The organism is Natrononativus sp. DTA114, from assembly GCF_059736515.1.
On record NZ_JCASSN010000004.1, the window covers coordinates 366,634 to 385,461 of the forward strand.

Sequence of the window (18,828 nt, forward strand, 5' to 3'; positions counted from 1 at the left end):
CGCCGGTGGAAGTAAACCTCCTGCAGGAAGCTGCTCGCTCCTCCGTCACGTCTAGAACGGCCGCGCGGTCCGTTTCTGGGGAGCGCAGGCAGGACCGCTTTGTCGCGGCCGACAGGAGCCGCGCGCATGAGTCCACTCCATCACCGACGAGAGCGAAAAGACCGCCAAGAGCGCCATCACCGACGAGAGCGAAAAGACCGCCAAGAACGCGGCGGTCGATCGGATCACCGAGGATGCGACCCGGCTCGAGGCGGAGTTCCCGGCGAAAAGTCTGAGGATCGAGACCGGGGACGAGAGCCGGGTCCCCGATGCCAGCTCCGACCGCGAGGATCAATGGACGCCGAGTACTCCCCCGGGCGAGCCGGTCGAGGCGGTGCGCCCCTTCAGCCGGCCGAAAGCGCCTCGTCGAGGCGGCGCTCGAGGTCCACGAGTTCGTCGTGGAGACTGTCGTCGATCTCGCCCTCCGCGAGACGGTCGGCCAGTCCCTGGAGCCGCGAGAACTTCTCGGGTTCGTCCACGCCCGTCTTCTGGACGTACACCTGCTCGTCGGCGTCATACACAGCGTCCTCGGGGAGGTCCGTGACTGCGAGGACGACGTCTAGCTTGTCGGGGTCGACGCCGAGCACCCACTCGCGGGGGATGCCGCGCTCGTCGAGCGCGTCCAGCACGACCTCGTCGGCCTTCGGGTGGCGCCGGTCGCGCGTGGTTCGCCGGACCGTTCCGAACCGGCCGTGCAGTTCCTGATCGGGGCCGAGGCGCTCGAGTAGCGGCTCCCGGACGGCCCGTCTGAGTCGATCGGCACCGCGCTGGACGTCCGACAGCAGCACGTAGAGGTCGGTCAGCGTCTCGGTGTCGAGCGACGTCGGTTCGTCCGCATCCAGTCGTTCGAGCAAGTCGGCGAGCAACACGGCGTCGTCGTGGACGCGCTCGGGTCGAGTGCGACTCTCTTCAGGGGAAACGAGGTGTGGACTCTTCCCGCCGACTGCTTCGTCGGGCGCAAGCGAGAGCGTCCCGACCTCGGAGACGTGCGCGGGCGAGAGGCTCAGGACGGCCGCGTACGGTTCGACGCCCGGCGGGAGGCCCTCGAGCGGAATCGGACCGTCCTCGAGGCGGTCGGCGAGAACGTCGAACTGCTCTCTGTGCAGCTCCCGCTCCTCGCCGCTGTCCCGGAACCGGACGTCGATTCGATCCTCGTGCGTTGCCTCGAGCGCGAACGGTCGCTCCGAGACGGGTGTGAGGAGCGTCGCCCCCTCCTCGAGTCGGTCGCACTCCTCCAGTAACTGGTGCCAGCGGTCACTCTCGTGCATACGGGTCGTACGTCGCAGGGCCAGAAAAAGGGCGTCCGCGGGATCGCCGGGCTGTCGACCGCCGGGGCGTAGAGAGCGGGTCGGGCGCTCGATCAGGGCGTGAACGCGGCCACGATGAGTCTGGCCGCCGATGATCGTGACCGGGTATGCACTGACCTTCAGTGACTACTATAGACAGTACCACCGATAGAGACACTCGTTCGCTCAGTCTGATACCGCCTTTTATTTTTGTAAAGCATAATGCACTGTCACATCGTAGCACGGATCATGCGTCGACGTCGATACCTGCTCGGTATGGGCGCGGGGGTTGGTGGCCTCCTGATGGGGCGTGAGCGACTGGCGACGGCAGGTGCCGACCCGATCTCCGTGAGCATCGTCGAGACGAACGACCCGGTCGAGGCGGGTGAGATCCTCGAGGTCGTTGGCGAAATCGAACACACCGGTTCAGCGGCGACCCAGGTGGACCTCGAGTTCCGCGTCAGCGACGACACCGTCTCGAGACGCGGATTCGCCGAAATCGAACCCGGCGAGACGCGAACCGTCGAGTTCCACCACCGCACCTACCCGGTCAGGAGGGACAGTACGTTTCCGGTGGGAATCGCGGGACACGGCGTCGAAGACGTCAGAAACGTGAGCGTATCTGGGGTCGATGAACTGGGTGTGGATGCAGTCCGCCCCGCCCGAGAACTCACCGTCCAGCCGGGGACGACGGTTCTTTTCGAGGTCCTCCCCGATGATCTCGGCGAGTTCGGCGGGGCAACGCACTGGTATCTCGACGGGGAGTATACCGGCCACTCGAGCGGCCCCTGGTACGCGGCGTACGCGGCTACGGAGGGGGCGGAGTACTGGCAACACACGTTCGAGTCGGCCGGCGAAACGACGGTGAGTGCGGTCTTCGTCGGCGACAACAACGCTACCGCGCGGTGGTCGGTGACTGTTGCCGAGGGCGGCCACGCACAGCCATCGATCGACGCCGCGAACCCGAGTTCCGGGCCGCTCGACGTCACCGAGTCGGAACCAATCGAACTGGAACTGGACGTCTCCGACCCGACTGCCGGGCTGGATCGAGTGGTCTGGTGGCTCGAGCAGGCCGATACGGTCCTCGGCGTCACCGACGTCGGCGGGAGCGAGGACACCGCGACGCTGTCGGTCGACGGCGGCTCGCTGTGTCACGGCTGTGCCGTCGTTCCCTGGGTGATCTCCGAATCCGGGCTCGTCACGAGCGAACGCGTCTGGACGGCCACCCGCCAGTTCGACGGGGAGTTCGACGTCTCGATCCTCGAGACGAACGCCCCCGTCGGCGCCGACGAGTTCCTCGAGACCACAGTCGAGGTCGAGAACCGCGGGATCGGGACCGCGAGCCAGGAGCTCCGTCTCGAGGTCGGCGAAGAGGTCGTCGACGCCGAGGAAATCACACTCGAGGGCGGCGAGTCAACCGAGCTTTCGCTCGGCTACGAAACCTATCCCGTCCGCCAGGACGTCCGGTTTCCGATTCGAGTCATCTCCGAGGACGATTCGGCCACCGAAACCGTCGACGTCTTCGCCGACGGCGTCGGCTCCGTTCGTCTCCAGATGCTCGAGACGAACGCTCCCGTCGGTGCCAGCGAGTTCCTCGAGGCCACAGTCGAGGTCGAACACACGGGCGAGGAACCGGTCACGCAGGCGGTCCACCTCGTCGCCGGCGACCGCGCCGACAGCCAGGAGGTGACGCTCGATCCGGGCGAGACGACGACGGTCACGCTCGGTTACGACACCTACCCCGTCGGCCGGGACGTCGAGTTCCCGCTCGTCGTCGAGACGGCGGGCTATCGCGATCAGCGAACCGTCCGCGTCTTCGCTGACGGTACCCCCTCGTTTCGCGTCGCGAGCCTCGAGGCGAACGATCCGGTCGAAGCTGGGGAGTTCCTCGAGGTCAGTGCAACCCTCGAGAACACCGGAGAGGCGGAACGAACGGACGAGGTTCGCCTGGTCGTCGGCGGCGAGATCGTCGATTCGGCATCCCCCACGATCGCCGGCGGGGATAGCCGAGACGTCACGCTCGGCTACGATACCTATCCCGTTCGACGGGACGTCGAGTTTTCCGTCGGCGTCGAAACCGACGCCGATGACGCCGACCTGCCGGTCGAGGTTGTGGTCGAAGACGATGACGATACTCCCGACACCGGCGTCGAGTTCGACAGCTGCCAGCGCGCGACTGTCACCGGCGAGTTCGCGGACGGCGAGACGCTCTCGGCGAGCACCGGGTTCTACGACACCGCCGGCTTCGGCAACACCATCCGCGAGGACTGGCTCACGGTCGGTGAGCACGTCGAGGCCCCGTTCGACGGCACCGTCGTCTTCGAGGTCGGCGCGGAGTCCGGCGTCTCGAGCGACGGCGAAGAGGCGATCGTCGACGTCGACGAGCGCGGGGAATTCGGCACCGCGATCAGCGGTGTCCGGACACCCGACGCGTCACCGGGTGAGTCGTTCAACTACGAGAACCCCCACGACTGTCTCGAGGAAATCCGTCCGGAGCGGCCGTCGCTGTCCGTCCTCGAGGTAACCTCCCTCGAGACCGGCGCGCTCGAGGTGACGTTCGAAGCGGAGAACCCGACCGACGTCGCGATTCCTATCGAGAGTGCGTTCGTCGGCGCGACCGACGACGACCCGCCCGTGGAACTCGAACCAGGGTCGACCACGGCCGTCGTCGAGTGGACACCCGACTCCGGCGACGAACGGCTGGCCTGGGAGGTCGACTTCTCCCGCTTCGAGTACGACGAGCCGATCCGGGCGGAGACGCCGCCCGCCGAAGAGTACGAGACGGCGGCCGATCTCACGGTCAGTATCGTCGACGCGACCGATCCGGTTGATGCAGGGGAGGTCCTCGAAGTCACAGTGGAGGTGACGAACGACGGGAACACCGAGACGACGGAAGCCGTGCGTCTCGTCGTCGGCAGTGAGGAAGTCGACAGCGCGTCGGTGACGGTCGCCGGCGGCGCGACGGAAACGGTCTCACTGGGATATCAAACCGCGACGGTCGCCCAGGACGTCGAGTTCCCCGTCACCGTCGAGAGCACAGCCGACACTGACGACCGTACCGTAGCGGTTCGAGGGATGGAGTCCGAGGGAGACGACGAGCCGCCGGGCGAGGACCTCGAGACGGAACCGGACGAGTCGCCGGCCGAAACGGACGCCGAGGAATCCGAGGACACCGGTGAACCCGACGATGCAGCCGACGGTGAAACCGAGTCCGAATCGAGCCCCGCGGACGAACCCGAATCGGGATCCGCGGACGACTCGACCGACTCTGGCGACGAGACAGGCGACAGCGAGGATACCGGATCGGAAGCGGACGACGGCGAATAACGATGGAAACGGATCAGGGGTTCCAGCTGCGCGGTGGTTATCGGTCGTTGGATCGCTGCGTTCGCCATCTGACTCGGAGCCACCGCCCGGCGCTTACAGCGTAGGTGCGCCCGACGGCGATCGCACGCCGCCACGTCGCGGGTGTGAGCAGGTAGCGAACGCCGGCGCCGGCCGCCCGAAACCAGAACGCTACTGCGACGCTCACGCGACGAGCGCGCTCGGAGTAGCGCATCACCGGGAGGATGACGATCCCCGCGGCGACGAGCCCGACGACCCCGCCCGCGGTGTACACCGAGAGCAGCGGGAAGTACTCGAGCGCCGCGACGAGCGGTGCGAGCGCGAGTGAGGCGAGGCCGCCGCGAGCGAGGATCGGCCGAACGGCGAGCGACGGGCGAGTCACCATCACGAGCTGTCGGCCGAGCATGATGAGCTGCCAGCCGGCGAACGCACCGAGCGAGGCGCCCAGCACGAAGATCGCGTCGGGATCGAGGTTGCTGGTACCGAGGAAGAAGGCGCCGAAGAGGACCGCCAGCCCCAACGAGATGGTCGGGTGGTCGGCCGGTCGGCGGGACATTATGGCCCATGCACCCCCGAGTACGGCCAGGCCGACGGCAACGCCGACGACGACGTCGACCACGTAGTGGACACCGAGCGCGACGCGGGTAAAACAGACCGTGACAACGATTGCGCTGGCCACGCCGAACCGTCTGCGGCGCGTGCTCCTGGTAAGAACGGCTGCCAGTCCGAAGTAGACGATCGTCGCGTTGACGGCGTGGCCGCTGGGAAAGCCGTACCCGGTGGCCAGCGCGGTCGCCTCGTACAGAGGCTGGACGAGCCACGGAAGCAGTTCGGGATCGAGCAACGGCTGCTCCGGTCGGGGAAACCCGAACACTTCCTTGAGCCCCTTGTACAGGCCCATCCCGGCCAGCCACAGACCAGCGAGCGCGGCGACATCGTCCTGATCCGGAACGTCAAACCAGTAGAGTGCGGCGAGAAGAACGGTCAGAAACCATATGTCAGCTAGCTGAGTGAGCAACGCGATGATAACGGCAACCCACTCCGGAATGAGATGCTGAATCGGTTCGAACTCGTCGATACCACGCGACATGTCGGCCACTACGGGACCGCAGTACAAAGTCACTGCTACATCGATTGCCACGTTGCAACCATGATCGTCGTTTCACTCTCTCGAGTACTCGTCCCGGTGGTCCGGTTCGAACGTCGGTCCACCCGATCCACCCCGTCGTCGGCCGGGCGTGCGCTCATCGCCTCGAGATCGACCGCCGAGACAGGTTCCGCAGTCACACCGACCGCAACAGCTATATTAGTTTACGCTAATATTAGCAATCACTAAGATGTACGGAGAGGAGGAAACCAGTGGCTCACGATCGAACGCGATGACCACGGCGGGAAGCTGCTGTGGAGCGTCCCACTCGCTAACGGAGGCGGAGTTGGCGGCCGACGTTCGCACCCTCGAGGCGATCAGCAACGACACCCGGTACGAGGCGCTCCGGCTCATTGCGGCGACCGAGAACGGGGCCTGCGTCTGCGAACTCGAGCCAGCACTCGGCGTGAGCCAGAGCGCGGTCAGTCAAGCGCTCTCGCGGCTGTACGCCGCAGAGTTGGTGACGCGCCGGAAGGAGGGGCGATGGCGGTACTACGCCGCGACACCGCGGGCCGAACGGTTACTCGAGAGCCTCGACGAAATCAGACAGACCGACCATGACTGACGATAGATCAGACACACCGACAGGGAGCGACGACATCACACCATCGGCCCCGAACGACACGTCGGCCACGGGCGACACAAAACCCGACGCGGCGAGCCGCCGGGCTGCGGTTCGCGACCGATATGCGGATATCGCAACGGATTCTACGGCCTGTTGTGACGACTCGGAACCGACGCCGTCCTGTGATGAATCCGCAGCAGACGACGTAGACAGTGCAGAACTGTCGAACCGGATGGGGTACTCGACAGCGGACCTCGAGGCGGTTGCCGACGGCGCGAACCTGGGGCTTGGCTGTGGGAATCCGACCGCGATCGCGAGCCTCGAACCAGGCGACACCGTCCTCGATCTGGGCTCCGGGGGCGGCTTCGACTGCTTCCTCGCGGCCCAAGAGGTGGGCGATGCCGGACGGGTCATCGGTGTCGATATGACCCCAGAAATGATCGAGACCGCACGCGAGAACGTCGCGAAGAACGACGCCGAAACCGTCGAGTTTCGCCTCGGCGAGATCGAACACCTTCCCGTCGCCGACGGACCAATCGACGTGATCATCTCGAACTGCGTGATCAACCTCTCACCGGACAAACCGCAGGTGTTTCGCGAGGCCTATCGGGTCCTTCGACCCGGCGGCAGGCTCGCGATTTCGGACGTGGTGCTGACGGCTCCGTTACCCCCGGAACTGCGTACGGACCTGGGGTCGATAGCCGGTTGCGTCGGAGGTGCGTCGTCGATTCCGGATCTCGAGACGATGCTTGCCGACGCTGGGTTCGTCGACGTCTCACTCGAGCCGAAAGAGGACAGTGACGAGTTCATCCGGGAGTGGGACGACGAGCACGATCTGAGCGAGTTCATCGTTTCGGCGACGATCGAAGGTCGAAAACCCGGCTCCTAATCTTTCGGCATTTTGCGTCCCGGTCGCCCGATCGAGCGAGACCACTCTCGTGGCACCGGTAGTTATCCTTCTGGAGAGCGAAGAGCCGCCAATGTCCGTCGACTACGCGGGAATCACGTTCGAACGGCTGGGTCACGCGAGCGTCCGACTCGAGACCACGGACGGAACGGTCGTCTACGTCGATCCCTGGAGCGACGTTCTCGAGGACAAGCCCAGAGACGGCGACGTCGTCTTCGTCACCCACGACGACTTCGATCACTACGATCCCGAGGGGATCGACGACGTAGCCGGACCGGACGCAACGATCGCGGTGTACGAAGGGGTCGAAACGGGTGACCTCGAGCGGGAGACGATCGCGCTGGCGTACGACGGCGAGGAAACCGTCGACGGCATCGACGTGCGAACCATCCCCGCCTACAACGATCCCGCTGGCGACCACGTCACCGACGAGGGCGACCCGTTCCACGCCGACGGCGAGGTGATCGGACTCGTGCTCTCGATCGACGGAACGGACGTGTTCGTCCCCTCGGATACGGACTTCCTCGCACACCACGAGGGAATCTCGGCCGATGTCTTCCTGCCGCCGATCGGCGGCCACTACACGATGGACCGCCACGAGGCCGCCGACTTCGCCCGGAGCATCGAACCGAATCTCGTGTTGCCGATCCACTACGACACGTTCGAGGCGATCGAAACCGACGCCGAGGCGTTCGCGGCGGAACTCGAGGATGACGGGATCCGTGTCGAACTGTTCTGATCGGTGGCCGCGGACGATCGTGGCCGGCGCCCTCGAGTCCGAACTATCTTGACTGATCGCTCTAACACACTCGTATGACCCCGGACGGCGATGACTCACTGTCGATCGACGAGTTCGTCGAGTACTGCCGGACACAGGCGGGACTTCTCTCGGGTTCGGTCGAACGGATGGGGACGGAGGTCGCCGACCTGCTCGACGAACTCGACGAGGAGACGGCGGCGATCCGTTCGCTGCTCGATGAACGGTCGGAGGAACCTTCGGGGCCGGCAACGCCGGTAGCCGGGGTCGGTCCCGATACCGAAGCGGTAGATGTGGAGACGATCGAAGAGCTCGAAGCGGCGATCGAAACGAAACAGGCGCTCGTCGAGGCCAAGCAGGCGCGGATGCGCACCTATCAGGAACTGGCTGCAGAGTACACCGAGTTAGCGGAGTCACTGCCGTCGGAAGCAGCGGACGGACGTGAGGCGATGGATCGGGTCGTTCGTTTCGAGGCCGAACACGAGGCACCGGCGTACTTCCCGGATCGACAGACGGTGTACGAGGCCGCCAGTTCGGATCGAAACACGGACTCGACGTAGTTCCGAGCCCACGGCTCGAGCGGCAACCGAGTGTGTCTGGCTCGAATCGACGGTTGTTCGGTCACTGCGGATTCGTCCTGTTGTTCGGGCAAACTCTACAGCAGACGCCAATTAAGTATTTGCCCGGCCGCCACGGAACATCTGAACGTGGCATACGAGACGTCGCGGTCTGCGGTACTGAAAGAACTCTGGATAGCGGTAGCGACGCTCGCCCTCCTGGGAACCGCCAGTGCGGCTCTCGGTGTGGTTCTCTATCTCAACAATTCGATCCTGTCGATAGCGACGTTTCTCGGTTCGAACGATCCCATCAACGGCTGGCTGGTCGTGCTCTTTCTCGGCACCGTCGCCGGGGCCATCTTCATCGTTGGTCTCAATCTCGTCTCGGAACTCGTCGTGCGAACGGGACGCACGAGGGATCTGGTGTACAATCCTCTCGCGGGGATGCTCATCGGGATGTCCTTCGGCGCGGTGCTCTGGCTGTTCGTCGTTGCACTCGGCGCCCCGATCGTCATCGAGAGCGTGAGCGGCCAGCAGCGCCCCTTCCCATACCTCCACTACGGGAGTCTGACAGGCGTCATGCTCTACAGCGTGTTCATCGGCGTCGGCTACCCCGTAATCCGGTGGTGGGAACGGGACATGATGGTCTACTACGGCTCCGAATCGGGCGCAATGTCGGAGATCGACGCCGACTACGAACCGACCGACCACGACGAGGCCGTGCTCGAGGCCATCCAGAACGGACGCGAGACCGGGGCCCCCTGGGGCCGAGCGAACAGGCAGTTGTTGTGCGAGGAAACCGGTCTGGGGAAGCGAGACGCCCAGGCAGCACTCGAGAACCTCCAGCGTGCTGGCTGGGTTCGGGAAATTGCGGACGGCTGCTACGAGTTCGTCAAGGACCCGCGGGCCGACTGATCACGGCTGCCTGTCGACGACGTCGACGTTCGAGAACTCGAAACGTGCACCGCCGTCGACGCCTTCGGTGACGTCCTCCCACGAGTGAACTCGTGGGCTTCCCCTCCGCTGACGCGTGATTCAGTCGTCTGAAACACCGGGGGCAACGTTCCCAGTCTCGTGACTGGTACTCTGGTTTACGGGTGCTTCTTTGGTCTCTACCGGGTGACCAGAGTGTTGAATCGTCCACGCATGGTCGTCCCACTCGAAGCATGGCACCTGAATTTGGCGTCCATCCGCCGTCGTGTTCTCTCGGGCGGCCGCAGGTCGCGCCATCGACCCACTTGTTCGAAACTCTATACTATCCACAGCTTGCTTACGCAGGAAATTCGCCGATCCTGCTACATCAGCGTGCCCCTCGCGTTCACACGCATGACACTGAAGCAAATCACCATTCCGATGCACGTCCTCGCTCTCACACGCAGGACACTCAGACGACGTTCCAGCCTCTGATTTTTCAGTGACGGTTATTCCATACTCGAACTCCAACACGTCTCGGAGTCGTCGTCGGAAGCGTCCGTGTGCCCAGAACAGGTGCGTCTTCTCGTTCACCGTAGCGGACCAGTGTTTCCTCCGCACGTCGCCCAACGCGCCGACGAGGAGTTCCGTAACGCCTCTCTCGGCGAGCCACTCTCCAAGGTCGCGAACCAACGCGTCCATCGCGTGGTTGCGTTGCTCACCACGCGTGTGGTAGGCGACTCGGATTTGCTTGCTCGACCACTCGTCGTCGCCGAGCATGGATTGCAACTCGGCGATTCGCTTCGTGTGAGTGTGGAATGTATGGAATGCGGGTCTCCCGTGGTACAGGCGGTGGTCTCCTTGGGTTGTCGTGACGGCGGCGAGATTGTTCGCACCGATGTCCACCGCTGCCACTACCTCTTCGCCGCTACGGTAGTGGCCAGTGGTGGTTGATAAGAGTCGCGTCGACTGGGGGGATTGTCCTCGTCGCCGACGGTTCGATGTGCAGTGAACGTTTCGGTGTCTCTGTCGTACTTGACTTCCAAGCGACCTTGCTTGCCTATCCAACGGGGATCGCCTGCAACTTCTAACCGTAACCGCTCGTGGTATCCGAGTCCGTACTTCTCTTTGAGGTCCATTCCGACGGGGATTTCGAGTCGGCTTCGCTCACCGAGTTCGAGGGTGTATTGCTCGTTGCGGATGATGGTGCGTGGTGTACGCTTTCCGTCTTCCTTCCAGTATCCGGGTGGGGATGGCCTGTCAGTGACTTTCGAGTTGTTTGGGTTTCGGTATTTCGAGAGGAGACCAAAGTATGATTTCCACGGCTCCCAGTTCTTCTGCACGAGTTGTTGGGGTGTGCTGGAACTGAGGGTCTGGATATACTGTTGCCGGTATTCTTCTTGGGTGACCGCTTGTTTCACCGTGGATTTCAACTCGCTGACTGAGATTCGAGTGTCCGCGTTGTCGATGGTCTCGAAGAGGGTTTGTCTGCGGTCGTAGTTGACTTGGTTGTTGCAGGCGGCTGACGCGTCGAGGAGTTCGAGGAGAAGTAGCTCGTCGCGGTGTGAGCGTGGTCTCACCTCGAACGTATCGCAACGCGTCATTAGTTCCACGTATGTTGTGACTCGTTATGAATATTCCGCGGAGTGTTGAATCAAGAATGGTACACTGAGTGTTGTTCATGGTTCAAATCCCGTGGGAATCACGGGTTTAGTGGGTTACGTGGATTGTGTCGTCGTGCCTACCGCTTGGACCCACGACTAAAGTCGTGGGCTTCCGCTAGTATTGTGTCATCGGACCGAATCACGAGTTCGAGGTCTGCCCGGAGTGTCGCGTTCCGAGTGTCGAGGTCCTCCCAGGCGTCGAGGGCGATCTCTGCGAGTGACACCGGGGCGCGATTACTGATTCCGGCAATGAGTTGACTGATTAATCGCATACAACGATCAACACCGGCTTTCACGCCAGTACAAATGGTATCAAATTTCCGGGTGTAGTACTCACCGATGATCTCGACGGGAGTAACTCTATTACCATAGCGAGGATACGAACGGAAACGACGAAACCCCACATGACCAGTGACCCTCTCATCAAGACCACGCATGTCGGAAGCCTCCCCCGCTCCGAGACGGTACGGGATCTGCTGCGAGGCGACGCCGACCCGCGGTCGACAGCGTTCGACGAAGCCGTCTCCGAAGCCGTTCGGGACGTCGTTCGAAAGCAGGCCGCGGCCGGCATCGATATCGCAAACGACGGCGAGCAGAGCCGTCTCGCGTACTCCGTCGACGTCACGAACCGCCTGTCGGGTTATTCGGACCGGTTCGCCGAGCGCGACCTCCCCGCTGACCTGGCGGAGTATCCCGAGTTCGCAGAGCAGGCGTTGGGCGATATCGAAAACATCGGCGGCCCGATCGCGACCGGCCCGCTCGAGTACACCGGCGCGAACGAACTCAGGCGGGATCTGGCGCGCTTCGAGGAGGCAGCCGGCGTGGAGGGCGTCACGTTCACGGATCGCTTTCACACCGCACCCTCGCCGGGAGCCGTTCTCAGGTTTACCGAATCCGAGTACCACGACTCGAACGAGGCATACCTCTTCGACCTCGCCGCGGCGCTGCAAACCGAGTACGAAACGATCGTCGACAGCGGTGCGATGCTTCAGATCGACGCCCCGGAACTGCTGGCCGCGTTCACGATCACCTACAGGGACGCCTCCGTCGAGGAGTTCCGCGAACACGTCCGGACCTACGTCGAGGCGATAAACGTCGCCCTCGAGTCCGTCCAGAGCGACCGCGTCCGCCTGCACGCCTGCTGGGGGAACTATCCGGGTCCGCACCACCACGACGTCGAACTCGGCGACGTCATCGAGGAGTTCTACGAGGCGGACGTTGGCGGGCTGGTCGTCGAAGGGGCGAACCCGCGACACAACCACGAACACCTGACGATCACCGACCACCCGCTTCCCGAAGAGTGGACGCTCATCCCCGGCGTCATCGACGTGAAAACCAACATCGTCGAGCACCCCGAAGTCGTCGCGGACCGCCTCGAGCGCTTCGCCAACGCCGTCGGCGATCCGTCGCGAATCATCGCCGGCTGTGACTGCGGGTTCGAGACTGTGATGACCGCGAACCTCGTCTATCCCGACTTCGTCTGGAAGAAACTCGAGGCGCTAGCCGAGGGTGCGGCACTCGCCTCAGAACGCCTGCAGTGATCACGCGCTCGTCGGATACGCCGTCACCCGAAGCGTCGCCGTTTCGCTCGGACTGTACCAGTACGACGACAGACTTCCGCCTGACTCTGAATCCGCCCCACTTCGGCCTGGGCTGGTGTGGCTCGCCCCTTTCTCGGTACCGTGCGCTACGGACGTACTACCAGTACGATCAGTAGTATCGATACTGTCGATAGTATCACCTGTATCCATACTTTCTGAGAATACAATAAGTCGGTGGGCGAGAATCCTTCGAGTATGTCTCGAGGTTCACACTCGGCGACGACCGGTGACGTGACGATCGAGCAGCTAGCCGCCCACCTCGAACTGTCCGAAACGACCGGTGTTGCCAGTGTGGACCTCGAGGCAGTGGAACTAGCCGTCAGTCGCTACGGCAGCGAGGCGACGAGTGTCGCCGCGCTGTGTGTCGCCAGTGAACGGCGCGACCGACAGACGGTCAATCCGGAGACGCTGGCGGCACGCGCCGGTGTCGATCCGGCCGCCGTTACGGACGCGATGGAGACGCTCGAGCGGGAGCTGACTCCGCCAGCGGCGCCGGATGAGATCCGGGCGCTGCGCCGGAGTATCGTCGCGCTTCACGAACTCCTGGCGTGCCTCGAAGCCGGCCGCTCGAATGCGCCCCGGTTGTCGCGGGCAGCGCGCGATACCGTCGACCCGTCGGTCATGGCGCTGGCCGAACGGCACCCGGACCGCCTGAACGAGGCAGAACTGCGAACGCACCTTCGGCGGCTGGAAGCCGACCTCGAGATGGCGCAGCTGGGCGTCGAACTCTCCGTCATCTTGCGGTAGCGAGGAAACCCCGTGCTTTACCACGGGGAGGAATCGCGTTCGTCCGTGTCTCAACTCGCCCTGCTACGGCCCCCCGGTGTCCAACGCTTCCGCAATTCGTCCCGCGGGGGTAGCTGAGAATTGGCATCCCAATCGGTCCTCTGACGCAATCGACTCTCCCCTCTATTCCCGCGACGCAATCGGCCCCTTCTGATCGAAAGGGGCTCAGTCGGCCGGCTCCTCGAGTTTGTGTTTGAACGCCCGGTAGGCGTTCTCGCCCTGTTCGGTTAACTCGACGATGCGTCGGCGACCGACCTTCGTCACCGTGACGTACTCGTCGCGCTCGAGCGGCGTCACGACGTGTGTATCCAACAGCCGGAACGCCCCCTTATCGTGAGCGGGTTCACGGTCGGCGATGAACGAGAGTTCGTGATCCCGGGCGTACTCGATGAGGTCTTTCTTCTTCGGATCGGTCGTCTCGAATCGGGAGTCGTACTCAGTCGGGTCTGCGAGAAAGGCCATGATCGCGATCTGATCGCGCGTCGGCGAGTCGATCGGATACGTTGGAAGTCGAGAGGTCGTCTCGAGGCCGCTCGAGAGCGGTTCGACCGTCCCGTCGTGGGTGTACTCCTCAGGTTCGACGTAGTAGGCCGTGGCGTTCGTCTCGACGTCCATACAGGCGATCGTCGCCCCGATCGCGGCGATAGTGCCGCTACCGGAGACGTTGACGTAGACGTTGTCCTCGCGATGGGTCGCAGCGAGCGAGGTTACCTCGCCGAGGACCGCGTACACGTCCGATAGATCGCACGTGACGAGCGAGAGGTCGCGAACGAGACTCTCGATTTCGTCGATCAACTCGTCGCGAAACTCCGGTGGATTCTCGTTCCGTTCCGGAACGAGCAGATAGACGACATCCGCGTGCTGGTTCTCGAGTGGTTTGAGAACCCGGTCGTACTCGTGGCCCAGCGGTACGATGTGGACCCGCTGCTCGACGTTCATAGCTCGAGACTTGTATCAAGGCCGATAACTGCTCTGGTTGACGAGTCACAACCGTCGAACGCGCTCGGTGGCTCCCTACTGCCGGGAGGAACCGGCGACTCGTCGGTCGACCAGCCAGACGCCGCCGGCGACGAGAAGAGAGACGGCTGCCGGCCAACGATCGCTGCTCAGATACAGACTTGGCGTCGGCGGGTTGTACTGCGTGAGGGGAAAGAACACGGGGTAGGAGTGTCCCGATAACCCAACGAGGAACAGATCGAGGGCGTGATGAGAGAGCGTTCCCAGCAGTGCGGCCAGGAACACCTGCCTGCGGTACCGGACAGGAACCAGGAGAGCACCGATGCAGACGACGACGATCGATCCACCGAGAGTGTGAAACGCTCCCCAGTCGAACGGAATCCCGAGGGTCGTCTCGATCAGCACAGCGGGGACGATGAGTTCGATTCGACTGAGATCGGGAATCATCGCACCAGCCATCACAACTGTGACATACCGTGGCGTGAGCCACTCGTACTGCCACGAGAGGGCAGTCGCACAGGCGTAGGCTGCGAGGACGTGGGTGAGCAGTTCAGCCATCGCTCTCACCGCCGTTCGAGTCGTTTCGCCCCGGAGTCGGTGCGCGTTTCCACAGCGGTCGGTCGCGAGGAACGACCCCCGCAGTCGGCTCGATTCGCCAGTGACGGACCGCTCGATAGAGAACCCACAGCCCAGCGATCACCGACACGACGTACATGTACTCGAGTTCCCAGCTGTCTCTGACGAGTGACTCCTCGACCTCGACGGTCGATTCGTCGGTGAGCGTGCCGAACACTCTGAGGTTTTGTCCCTCCTCGACGGGCGGAGCGTCGGTGATTCGTAACTCGATCGGCTCCTGGTCGGGGCCAGCCTCGATGCGTACCGGGTCGGTCGAGATCACCTCGCCGCTAACGTCGACGGCCTGGCCGACGTACCGCTCCCCATCCGCGGCGAGCTCGTCTCCTCCCGGGTAGTGGTGACGGTCCGGTGCGGGCTCGAGCGCGCCGAACCAGACGAACAATCCCCCCAGGAGAACGAGACAGACACCGATCGCGAGGGCGCGACTGGACGGTGACTCGAGCATTCGTTTGGACCTGTTTCAGCCGAGGGGGAAAACTGTCGTGATCCGTGGGCGGCGTTCGAATGTGAACGGTACGCACCCGCTGTGACAACCAACATATATATGCCAATAGGAGTGGCACAGTGTGGTTATGAACGCTGTCGTGCTTGCTGGCGGGGAGGGAACGCGACTTCGACCACTCACTGAGGACAAACCAAAGGGGATGGTCGAGGTCGACGGCAAACCGATTCTGACCCACTGTTTCGATCAGTTGCTCGAACTCGGTGCCGAGGAGTTCGTTGTGGTCGTCGGCTACCTGAAAGAGCGGATCATCGACCACTACGGCGACGAGTACAAGGGGGTGCCGATCACGTACTGCCACCAGCGCGAACAGAAGGGACTGGCACACGCGCTGCTCTGTGTCGAAGAGCACATCGACGACGACTTCATGCTCATCCTGGGCGACAACATCTTCCAGGCCAATCTCACCGACGTCGTGCGCCGTCAGCAGGAAGACCGCGCAGATGCTGCGTTCCTCGTCGAGGAAGTCCCGTGGGAGGAAGCCTCGCGCTACGGCGTCTGTGATACGAACCAGTACGGCGAGATCACCGACGTCGTCGAGAAACCCGAAGAGCCGCCGTCGAACCTGGTGATGACCGGCTTCTACACGTTCACGCCCGCCATCTTCCACGCCTGCCATCTCGTCCAGCCCTCCAATCGCGGCGAATACGAGATCAGCGAGGCGATCGACCTGCTGATCCGTTCCGGTCGAACGATCGACGCGATCGGCCTCGACGGCTGGCGCATCGACGTCGGCTACCCCGAAGACCGAGACGAAGCTGAAAGACGACTGCGTAACGAGGGTGACGCGGAAGCAGCCGCTGCAGCGAACGAGTGAGGTAGTTTACACTTTCGCTGGCTCTGTTGAACCCCCTAGAGTCCGCAGTGATTATAAAATCTAGATGGGTCGACAATTTCGTTCGAGGTTGATGCGTATCACGTGCAAATCAGCGGAAACAGGCTACTCATCCGCACCAAGTAACTTCCTCTTCAAATATAGATTTATTACCCGGTAAGATAAGGGGGTGAGCAAGGATCATGGTTCAGTGGTCGCGTCTCATCTCCGCTATTGGAGGGCTGTTCGTCGCGATTGCGGCGTGGCGGGTGATCTTTAGCGTTCTTGCAGGAACCACGATCACGACAGCCCTAATCGACTTCTTCCAGATCGGTCTCCTCGGGCTTGCACTCCTGTACGGTGGGTATCGACTCCCCCGGATTGGACTCGATCCAGCGACGTACCCACGAGTCGTCGGTTGGTGTCTCGGGGCAGTCGTCGTGATGGCTCTCGCCATCTCTCTGCGGATCGTCGACCCGGGTGCGACCATCGAGGGGCCACTCTGGTCGGTCGCACTTGCAACGGCGCTCGGTGGCCTCATCGGCCTCGCGATCGGCGTCAGCGAAGCGCAAGCCATCACCCGCGCTCGCGAGGCGGAACAGCACAAACACCAGCTCGAACAACAGAACGGCCGCCTGGAGGCGTTCTCGAAAATGCTCGCACACGAACTGCGAAATCCATTATCAATTGCGCAACTACGCCTCGACCCTGCTGCAGAGGGTGATGACGAGGCACGTGATCAGGTTGAGCGGGCTCACGAGCGGATCGACGAGATCATCAGCGTTCTCTTGCTAACCGCACAGACGAGTGACGCAACTATCGAGGGAGAGGAGGTAGCAATTGCAGATGTGGCGACGGACGTCTGGAAGGATATAGACTCGGCCTCGGCAACGCTCGTACTCGAGACGGAGCAGTCGATTCGCGCCGATCCGGTTCATTTCCACCATTTACTCGAGAACCTGCTCAAAAACGCCATCGAACACGGCGGGAGTGATGTGACCGTTCGTGTCGGCGATCTCGAAACCGGGTTTTTCGTCGCAGACGACGGCTCAGGAATTCCGGTCGAAGAGCGTGATTCGGTCGTCGATACTGGCTATACTACCGCTGACGATGGAATCGGATTCGGCCTCTCGTTCGTCGTCCAAATCGCTAATGCGTACGATTGGGAGTTCGCTATCACGGAAAGCGATTCCGGTGGCGCCCGGTTCGAATGCACCGCTGTTGATGTTTTCGCACAAGACGCGCCATCTAAGACGGAGAGTACCTGACGGGTTCAGTCTTGCCGGCACGAAGGGAGCCTCCGAGGGATGTTCATCTAGGGGGTTCAACAGAACCCATTTGGCTTGTAGTTCAGGACTTCACGACGAGCGGTTCGTACCAGTCGCGGTTCGCGCGGTACCAGTCGATGAACTCCGCGACGCCCTCGCGGATGTCTCGAGTCGGCTCGTAGTCGATCAGGTGGTTTGCCTTCGAGATATCGGCGTGGGTGTGCTGGGCGTCGCTGTCGTGACGGTCGGCGAACTCGACCTCGAGGTCGGGATCGGTCGCGTCGCGGACGGTTTCGGCGAGCGTGAGGATGTCGATATTGTCGGTCGAACCGATGTTCATGATCTCGCCGTCGGCGCTGTCGTCGGTTAGCAGCGTCTCGTTCGCGCGGACGGCGTCGTCGATATAGGTGAAATCGCGCGTCTGTTTACCGTCACCGTAGACGACTGGCGGTTCGCCGCGGAGACACCGCGAGACGAAGTTCGAGATCGCCATGTTCGGGCGCATCCGCGGCCCGTAAACGGTGAAGTAACGCAACGAGACGGTCGGGAGGCCGTAGATCTCGTTGTAGACGCGGACGTAGTGTTCGCCGGCGAGTTTGGAGACGCCATAGGGCGATACCGGCTCGTTCGGGTGGTCCTCATCGTAGGGCAGGTACTCGGGTTTGCCGTACACCGACGAGGAGGAAGCGTTGACGACGCGGCTGACGTCGGCGTCACGGGCAGCCTCGAGAACGTTCATCGTCCCGTCGACGTTGTAGCGGTTGACCTTCTGTGGCTCCTCGACGCTGGTGCGGACGCCCGCCTGGGCAGCCTGATGGTAGATAACGTCGGTACCCTCGACGAGTTCGTCGACGAGCGCGGCGTTGGTCGTACTACCGTCGACGAACTCGTAGCTGCCCTCGCCTCCCTCTGCGGCGTCACGGCCGGCCTGGATGTTGTGTTCTTTAATCCCGAGATCGTAGAATGGCTCCAGATTGTCGAGAACGGTGACGTCGTGTCCCGTGCGTGCAAATGATTCGGCGAGGTGGCCACCGATAAAGCCAGCACCGCCTGTAACGAGGATGCGCATATTCGAGGGTCACCTA

19 protein-coding genes are annotated in these 18,828 nt (G+C 62.9%); 10 read left to right on the top strand and 9 right to left on the bottom strand.

The genetic code is table 11. From position 1 onward, the window contains the following. Positions 1-383: 383 nt before the first annotated feature. On the bottom strand, positions 384-1,307 hold the full coding sequence (locus tag AC6I6S_RS17445) for a DUF7983 family protein (protein ID WP_497951916.1): 924 nt from the start codon (positions 1,305-1,307) through the stop codon (positions 384-386). 267 nt (positions 1,308-1,574) lie between these two features. On the opposite strand from AC6I6S_RS17445, the gene AC6I6S_RS17450 reads away from it, so the two are divergent. Then, the gene (locus AC6I6S_RS17450) at positions 1,575-4,652 is read left to right on the top strand and encodes a hypothetical protein (protein WP_497951917.1); all 3,078 of its coding nucleotides are present in this window, start codon (positions 1,575-1,577) and stop codon (positions 4,650-4,652) included. A 37-nt stretch (positions 4,653-4,689) separates the two neighbouring features. On the opposite strand, the gene AC6I6S_RS17455 is transcribed toward AC6I6S_RS17450, so the two are convergent. Both AC6I6S_RS17455 and AC6I6S_RS17460 read right to left on the bottom strand, forming a co-directional pair. Beyond that, on the bottom strand, positions 4,690-5,760 hold the full coding sequence (locus AC6I6S_RS17455) for a phosphatase PAP2 family protein (protein ID WP_497951918.1): 1,071 nt from the start codon (positions 5,758-5,760) through the stop codon (positions 4,690-4,692). 35 nt (positions 5,761-5,795) lie between these two features. After that, on the bottom strand, positions 5,796-5,957 hold the full coding sequence (locus tag AC6I6S_RS17460) for a hypothetical protein (RefSeq protein ID WP_497951920.1): 162 nt from the start codon (positions 5,955-5,957) through the stop codon (positions 5,796-5,798). 50 nt (positions 5,958-6,007) lie between these two features. Between AC6I6S_RS17460 and AC6I6S_RS17465 the strand changes: the two genes are divergently transcribed. The 5 genes from AC6I6S_RS17465 (at position 6,008) to AC6I6S_RS17485 (ending at position 9,518) form a co-directional block, all read left to right on the top strand. Continuing rightward, positions 6,008-6,382, top strand: a complete 375-nt coding sequence (locus AC6I6S_RS17465) for an ArsR/SmtB family transcription factor (protein WP_497951921.1) — start codon at positions 6,008-6,010, stop codon at positions 6,380-6,382. Then, a complete protein-coding gene (locus AC6I6S_RS17470; RefSeq protein WP_497951922.1) occupies positions 6,375-7,271 on the top strand; it encodes an arsenite methyltransferase in 897 nt (298 codons plus the stop codon). The genes AC6I6S_RS17465 and AC6I6S_RS17470 overlap by 8 nt, the downstream gene beginning before the upstream one ends. Before the next feature lie 91 nt (positions 7,272-7,362). Continuing rightward, positions 7,363-8,028, top strand: a complete 666-nt coding sequence (locus AC6I6S_RS17475) for an MBL fold metallo-hydrolase (RefSeq protein WP_497951924.1) — start codon at positions 7,363-7,365, stop codon at positions 8,026-8,028. Between the two features lie 74 nt (positions 8,029-8,102). Next, positions 8,103-8,606 (top strand): hypothetical protein, encoded by a 504-nt coding sequence (locus tag AC6I6S_RS17480; RefSeq protein WP_497951926.1) that lies wholly within the window; start codon positions 8,103-8,105, stop codon positions 8,604-8,606. A gap of 147 nt (positions 8,607-8,753) precedes the next feature. Beyond that, positions 8,754-9,518, top strand: a complete 765-nt coding sequence (locus tag AC6I6S_RS17485; protein ID WP_497951927.1) for a hypothetical protein — start codon at positions 8,754-8,756, stop codon at positions 9,516-9,518. A gap of 120 nt (positions 9,519-9,638) precedes the next feature. On the opposite strand, the gene AC6I6S_RS17490 is transcribed toward AC6I6S_RS17485, so the two are convergent. Next, positions 9,639-10,430 (bottom strand): transposase, encoded by a 792-nt coding sequence (locus AC6I6S_RS17490; RefSeq protein WP_497951929.1) that lies wholly within the window; start codon positions 10,428-10,430, stop codon positions 9,639-9,641. After that, positions 10,430-11,119 carry a hypothetical protein gene (locus AC6I6S_RS17495; RefSeq protein ID WP_497951931.1) on the bottom strand — a complete coding sequence of 230 codons (690 nt, stop codon included), beginning with the start codon at positions 11,117-11,119 and terminating at the stop codon, positions 10,430-10,432. Before AC6I6S_RS17495 ends, AC6I6S_RS17490 begins: the two co-directional genes overlap by 1 nt. A 464-nt stretch (positions 11,120-11,583) precedes the next feature. On the opposite strand from AC6I6S_RS17495, the gene AC6I6S_RS17500 reads away from it, so the two are divergent. Both AC6I6S_RS17500 and AC6I6S_RS17505 read left to right on the top strand, forming a co-directional pair. Then, positions 11,584-12,720 (top strand): uroporphyrinogen decarboxylase/cobalamine-independent methonine synthase family protein, encoded by a 1,137-nt coding sequence (locus AC6I6S_RS17500; RefSeq protein ID WP_497951932.1) that lies wholly within the window; start codon positions 11,584-11,586, stop codon positions 12,718-12,720. A 255-nt stretch (positions 12,721-12,975) separates the two neighbouring features. Next, on the top strand, positions 12,976-13,527 hold the full coding sequence (locus AC6I6S_RS17505; protein ID WP_497951933.1) for a hypothetical protein: 552 nt from the start codon (positions 12,976-12,978) through the stop codon (positions 13,525-13,527). Between the two features lie 204 nt (positions 13,528-13,731). Here the strand turns inward: AC6I6S_RS17505 and AC6I6S_RS17510 are convergent, their stop codons facing one another. The 3 genes from AC6I6S_RS17510 to AC6I6S_RS17520 all read right to left on the bottom strand — a co-directional run bounded on the left by AC6I6S_RS17510 (position 13,732) and on the right by AC6I6S_RS17520 (position 15,604). After that, entirely contained in the window at positions 13,732-14,505 is a 774-nt protein-coding gene (locus AC6I6S_RS17510; protein ID WP_497951934.1) for an HFX_2341 family transcriptional regulator domain-containing protein, read from the bottom strand. A 75-nt stretch (positions 14,506-14,580) separates the two neighbouring features. Next, complete coding sequence (locus tag AC6I6S_RS17515; protein ID WP_497951936.1) at positions 14,581-15,081, bottom strand: metal-dependent hydrolase; 501 nt, start codon at positions 15,079-15,081, stop codon at positions 14,581-14,583. Then, complete coding sequence (locus tag AC6I6S_RS17520) at positions 15,074-15,604, bottom strand: OB-like fold-containing membrane protein (protein WP_497951937.1); 531 nt, start codon at positions 15,602-15,604, stop codon at positions 15,074-15,076. Before AC6I6S_RS17520 ends, AC6I6S_RS17515 begins: the two co-directional genes overlap by 8 nt. A 127-nt stretch (positions 15,605-15,731) precedes the next feature. Here AC6I6S_RS17520 and aglF point away from each other — a divergent pair, with 127 nt between their 5' ends. Together aglF and AC6I6S_RS17530 are read left to right on the top strand one after the other, a co-directional pair. After that, positions 15,732-16,478: a UTP--glucose-1-phosphate uridylyltransferase AglF gene (gene aglF, locus AC6I6S_RS17525; RefSeq protein WP_497951938.1), complete on the top strand. Its 747-nt coding sequence runs from the start codon at positions 15,732-15,734 to the stop codon at positions 16,476-16,478. A gap of 200 nt (positions 16,479-16,678) precedes the next feature. Next, a complete protein-coding gene (locus AC6I6S_RS17530) occupies positions 16,679-17,743 on the top strand; it encodes a sensor histidine kinase (protein ID WP_497951939.1) in 1,065 nt (354 codons plus the stop codon). Positions 17,744-17,825: 82 nt separating this feature from the next. On the opposite strand, the gene AC6I6S_RS17535 is transcribed toward AC6I6S_RS17530, so the two are convergent. Next, a complete protein-coding gene (locus AC6I6S_RS17535; protein WP_497951941.1) occupies positions 17,826-18,812 on the bottom strand; it encodes an NAD-dependent epimerase/dehydratase family protein in 987 nt (328 codons plus the stop codon). Between the last annotated feature and the right edge of the window lie 16 nt (positions 18,813-18,828).

What these genes read in the sequence shown, in the direction of transcription:
- AC6I6S_RS17445 (WP_497951916.1), bottom strand. Translation starts at nt 1,307, where the DNA reads ATGCACGAGAGTGACCGCTGGCACCAGTTACTGGAGGAGTGCGACCGA.
- AC6I6S_RS17450 (WP_497951917.1), top strand. Translation starts at nt 1,575, where the DNA reads ATGCGTCGACGTCGATACCTGCTCGGTATGGGCGCGGGGGTTGGTGGC.
- AC6I6S_RS17455 (WP_497951918.1), bottom strand. Translation starts at nt 5,760, where the DNA reads ATGTCGCGTGGTATCGACGAGTTCGAACCGATTCAGCATCTCATTCCG.
- AC6I6S_RS17465 (WP_497951921.1), top strand. Translation starts at nt 6,008, where the DNA reads ATGTACGGAGAGGAGGAAACCAGTGGCTCACGATCGAACGCGATGACC.
- AC6I6S_RS17470 (WP_497951922.1), top strand. Translation starts at nt 6,375, where the DNA reads ATGACTGACGATAGATCAGACACACCGACAGGGAGCGACGACATCACA.
- AC6I6S_RS17475 (WP_497951924.1), top strand. Translation starts at nt 7,363, where the DNA reads ATGTCCGTCGACTACGCGGGAATCACGTTCGAACGGCTGGGTCACGCG.
- AC6I6S_RS17480 (WP_497951926.1), top strand. Translation starts at nt 8,103, where the DNA reads ATGACCCCGGACGGCGATGACTCACTGTCGATCGACGAGTTCGTCGAG.
- AC6I6S_RS17495 (WP_497951931.1), bottom strand. Translation starts at nt 11,119, where the DNA reads ATGACGCGTTGCGATACGTTCGAGGTGAGACCACGCTCACACCGCGAC.
- AC6I6S_RS17500 (WP_497951932.1), top strand. Translation starts at nt 11,584, where the DNA reads ATGACCAGTGACCCTCTCATCAAGACCACGCATGTCGGAAGCCTCCCC.
- AC6I6S_RS17505 (WP_497951933.1), top strand. Translation starts at nt 12,976, where the DNA reads ATGTCTCGAGGTTCACACTCGGCGACGACCGGTGACGTGACGATCGAG.
- AC6I6S_RS17510 (WP_497951934.1), bottom strand. Translation starts at nt 14,505, where the DNA reads ATGAACGTCGAGCAGCGGGTCCACATCGTACCGCTGGGCCACGAGTAC.
- AC6I6S_RS17515 (WP_497951936.1), bottom strand. Translation starts at nt 15,081, where the DNA reads ATGGCTGAACTGCTCACCCACGTCCTCGCAGCCTACGCCTGTGCGACT.
- AC6I6S_RS17520 (WP_497951937.1), bottom strand. Translation starts at nt 15,604, where the DNA reads ATGCTCGAGTCACCGTCCAGTCGCGCCCTCGCGATCGGTGTCTGTCTC.
- aglF (WP_497951938.1), top strand. Translation starts at nt 15,732, where the DNA reads ATGAACGCTGTCGTGCTTGCTGGCGGGGAGGGAACGCGACTTCGACCA.
- AC6I6S_RS17530 (WP_497951939.1), top strand. Translation starts at nt 16,679, where the DNA reads ATGGTTCAGTGGTCGCGTCTCATCTCCGCTATTGGAGGGCTGTTCGTC.
- AC6I6S_RS17535 (WP_497951941.1), bottom strand. Translation starts at nt 18,812, where the DNA reads ATGCGCATCCTCGTTACAGGCGGTGCTGGCTTTATCGGTGGCCACCTC.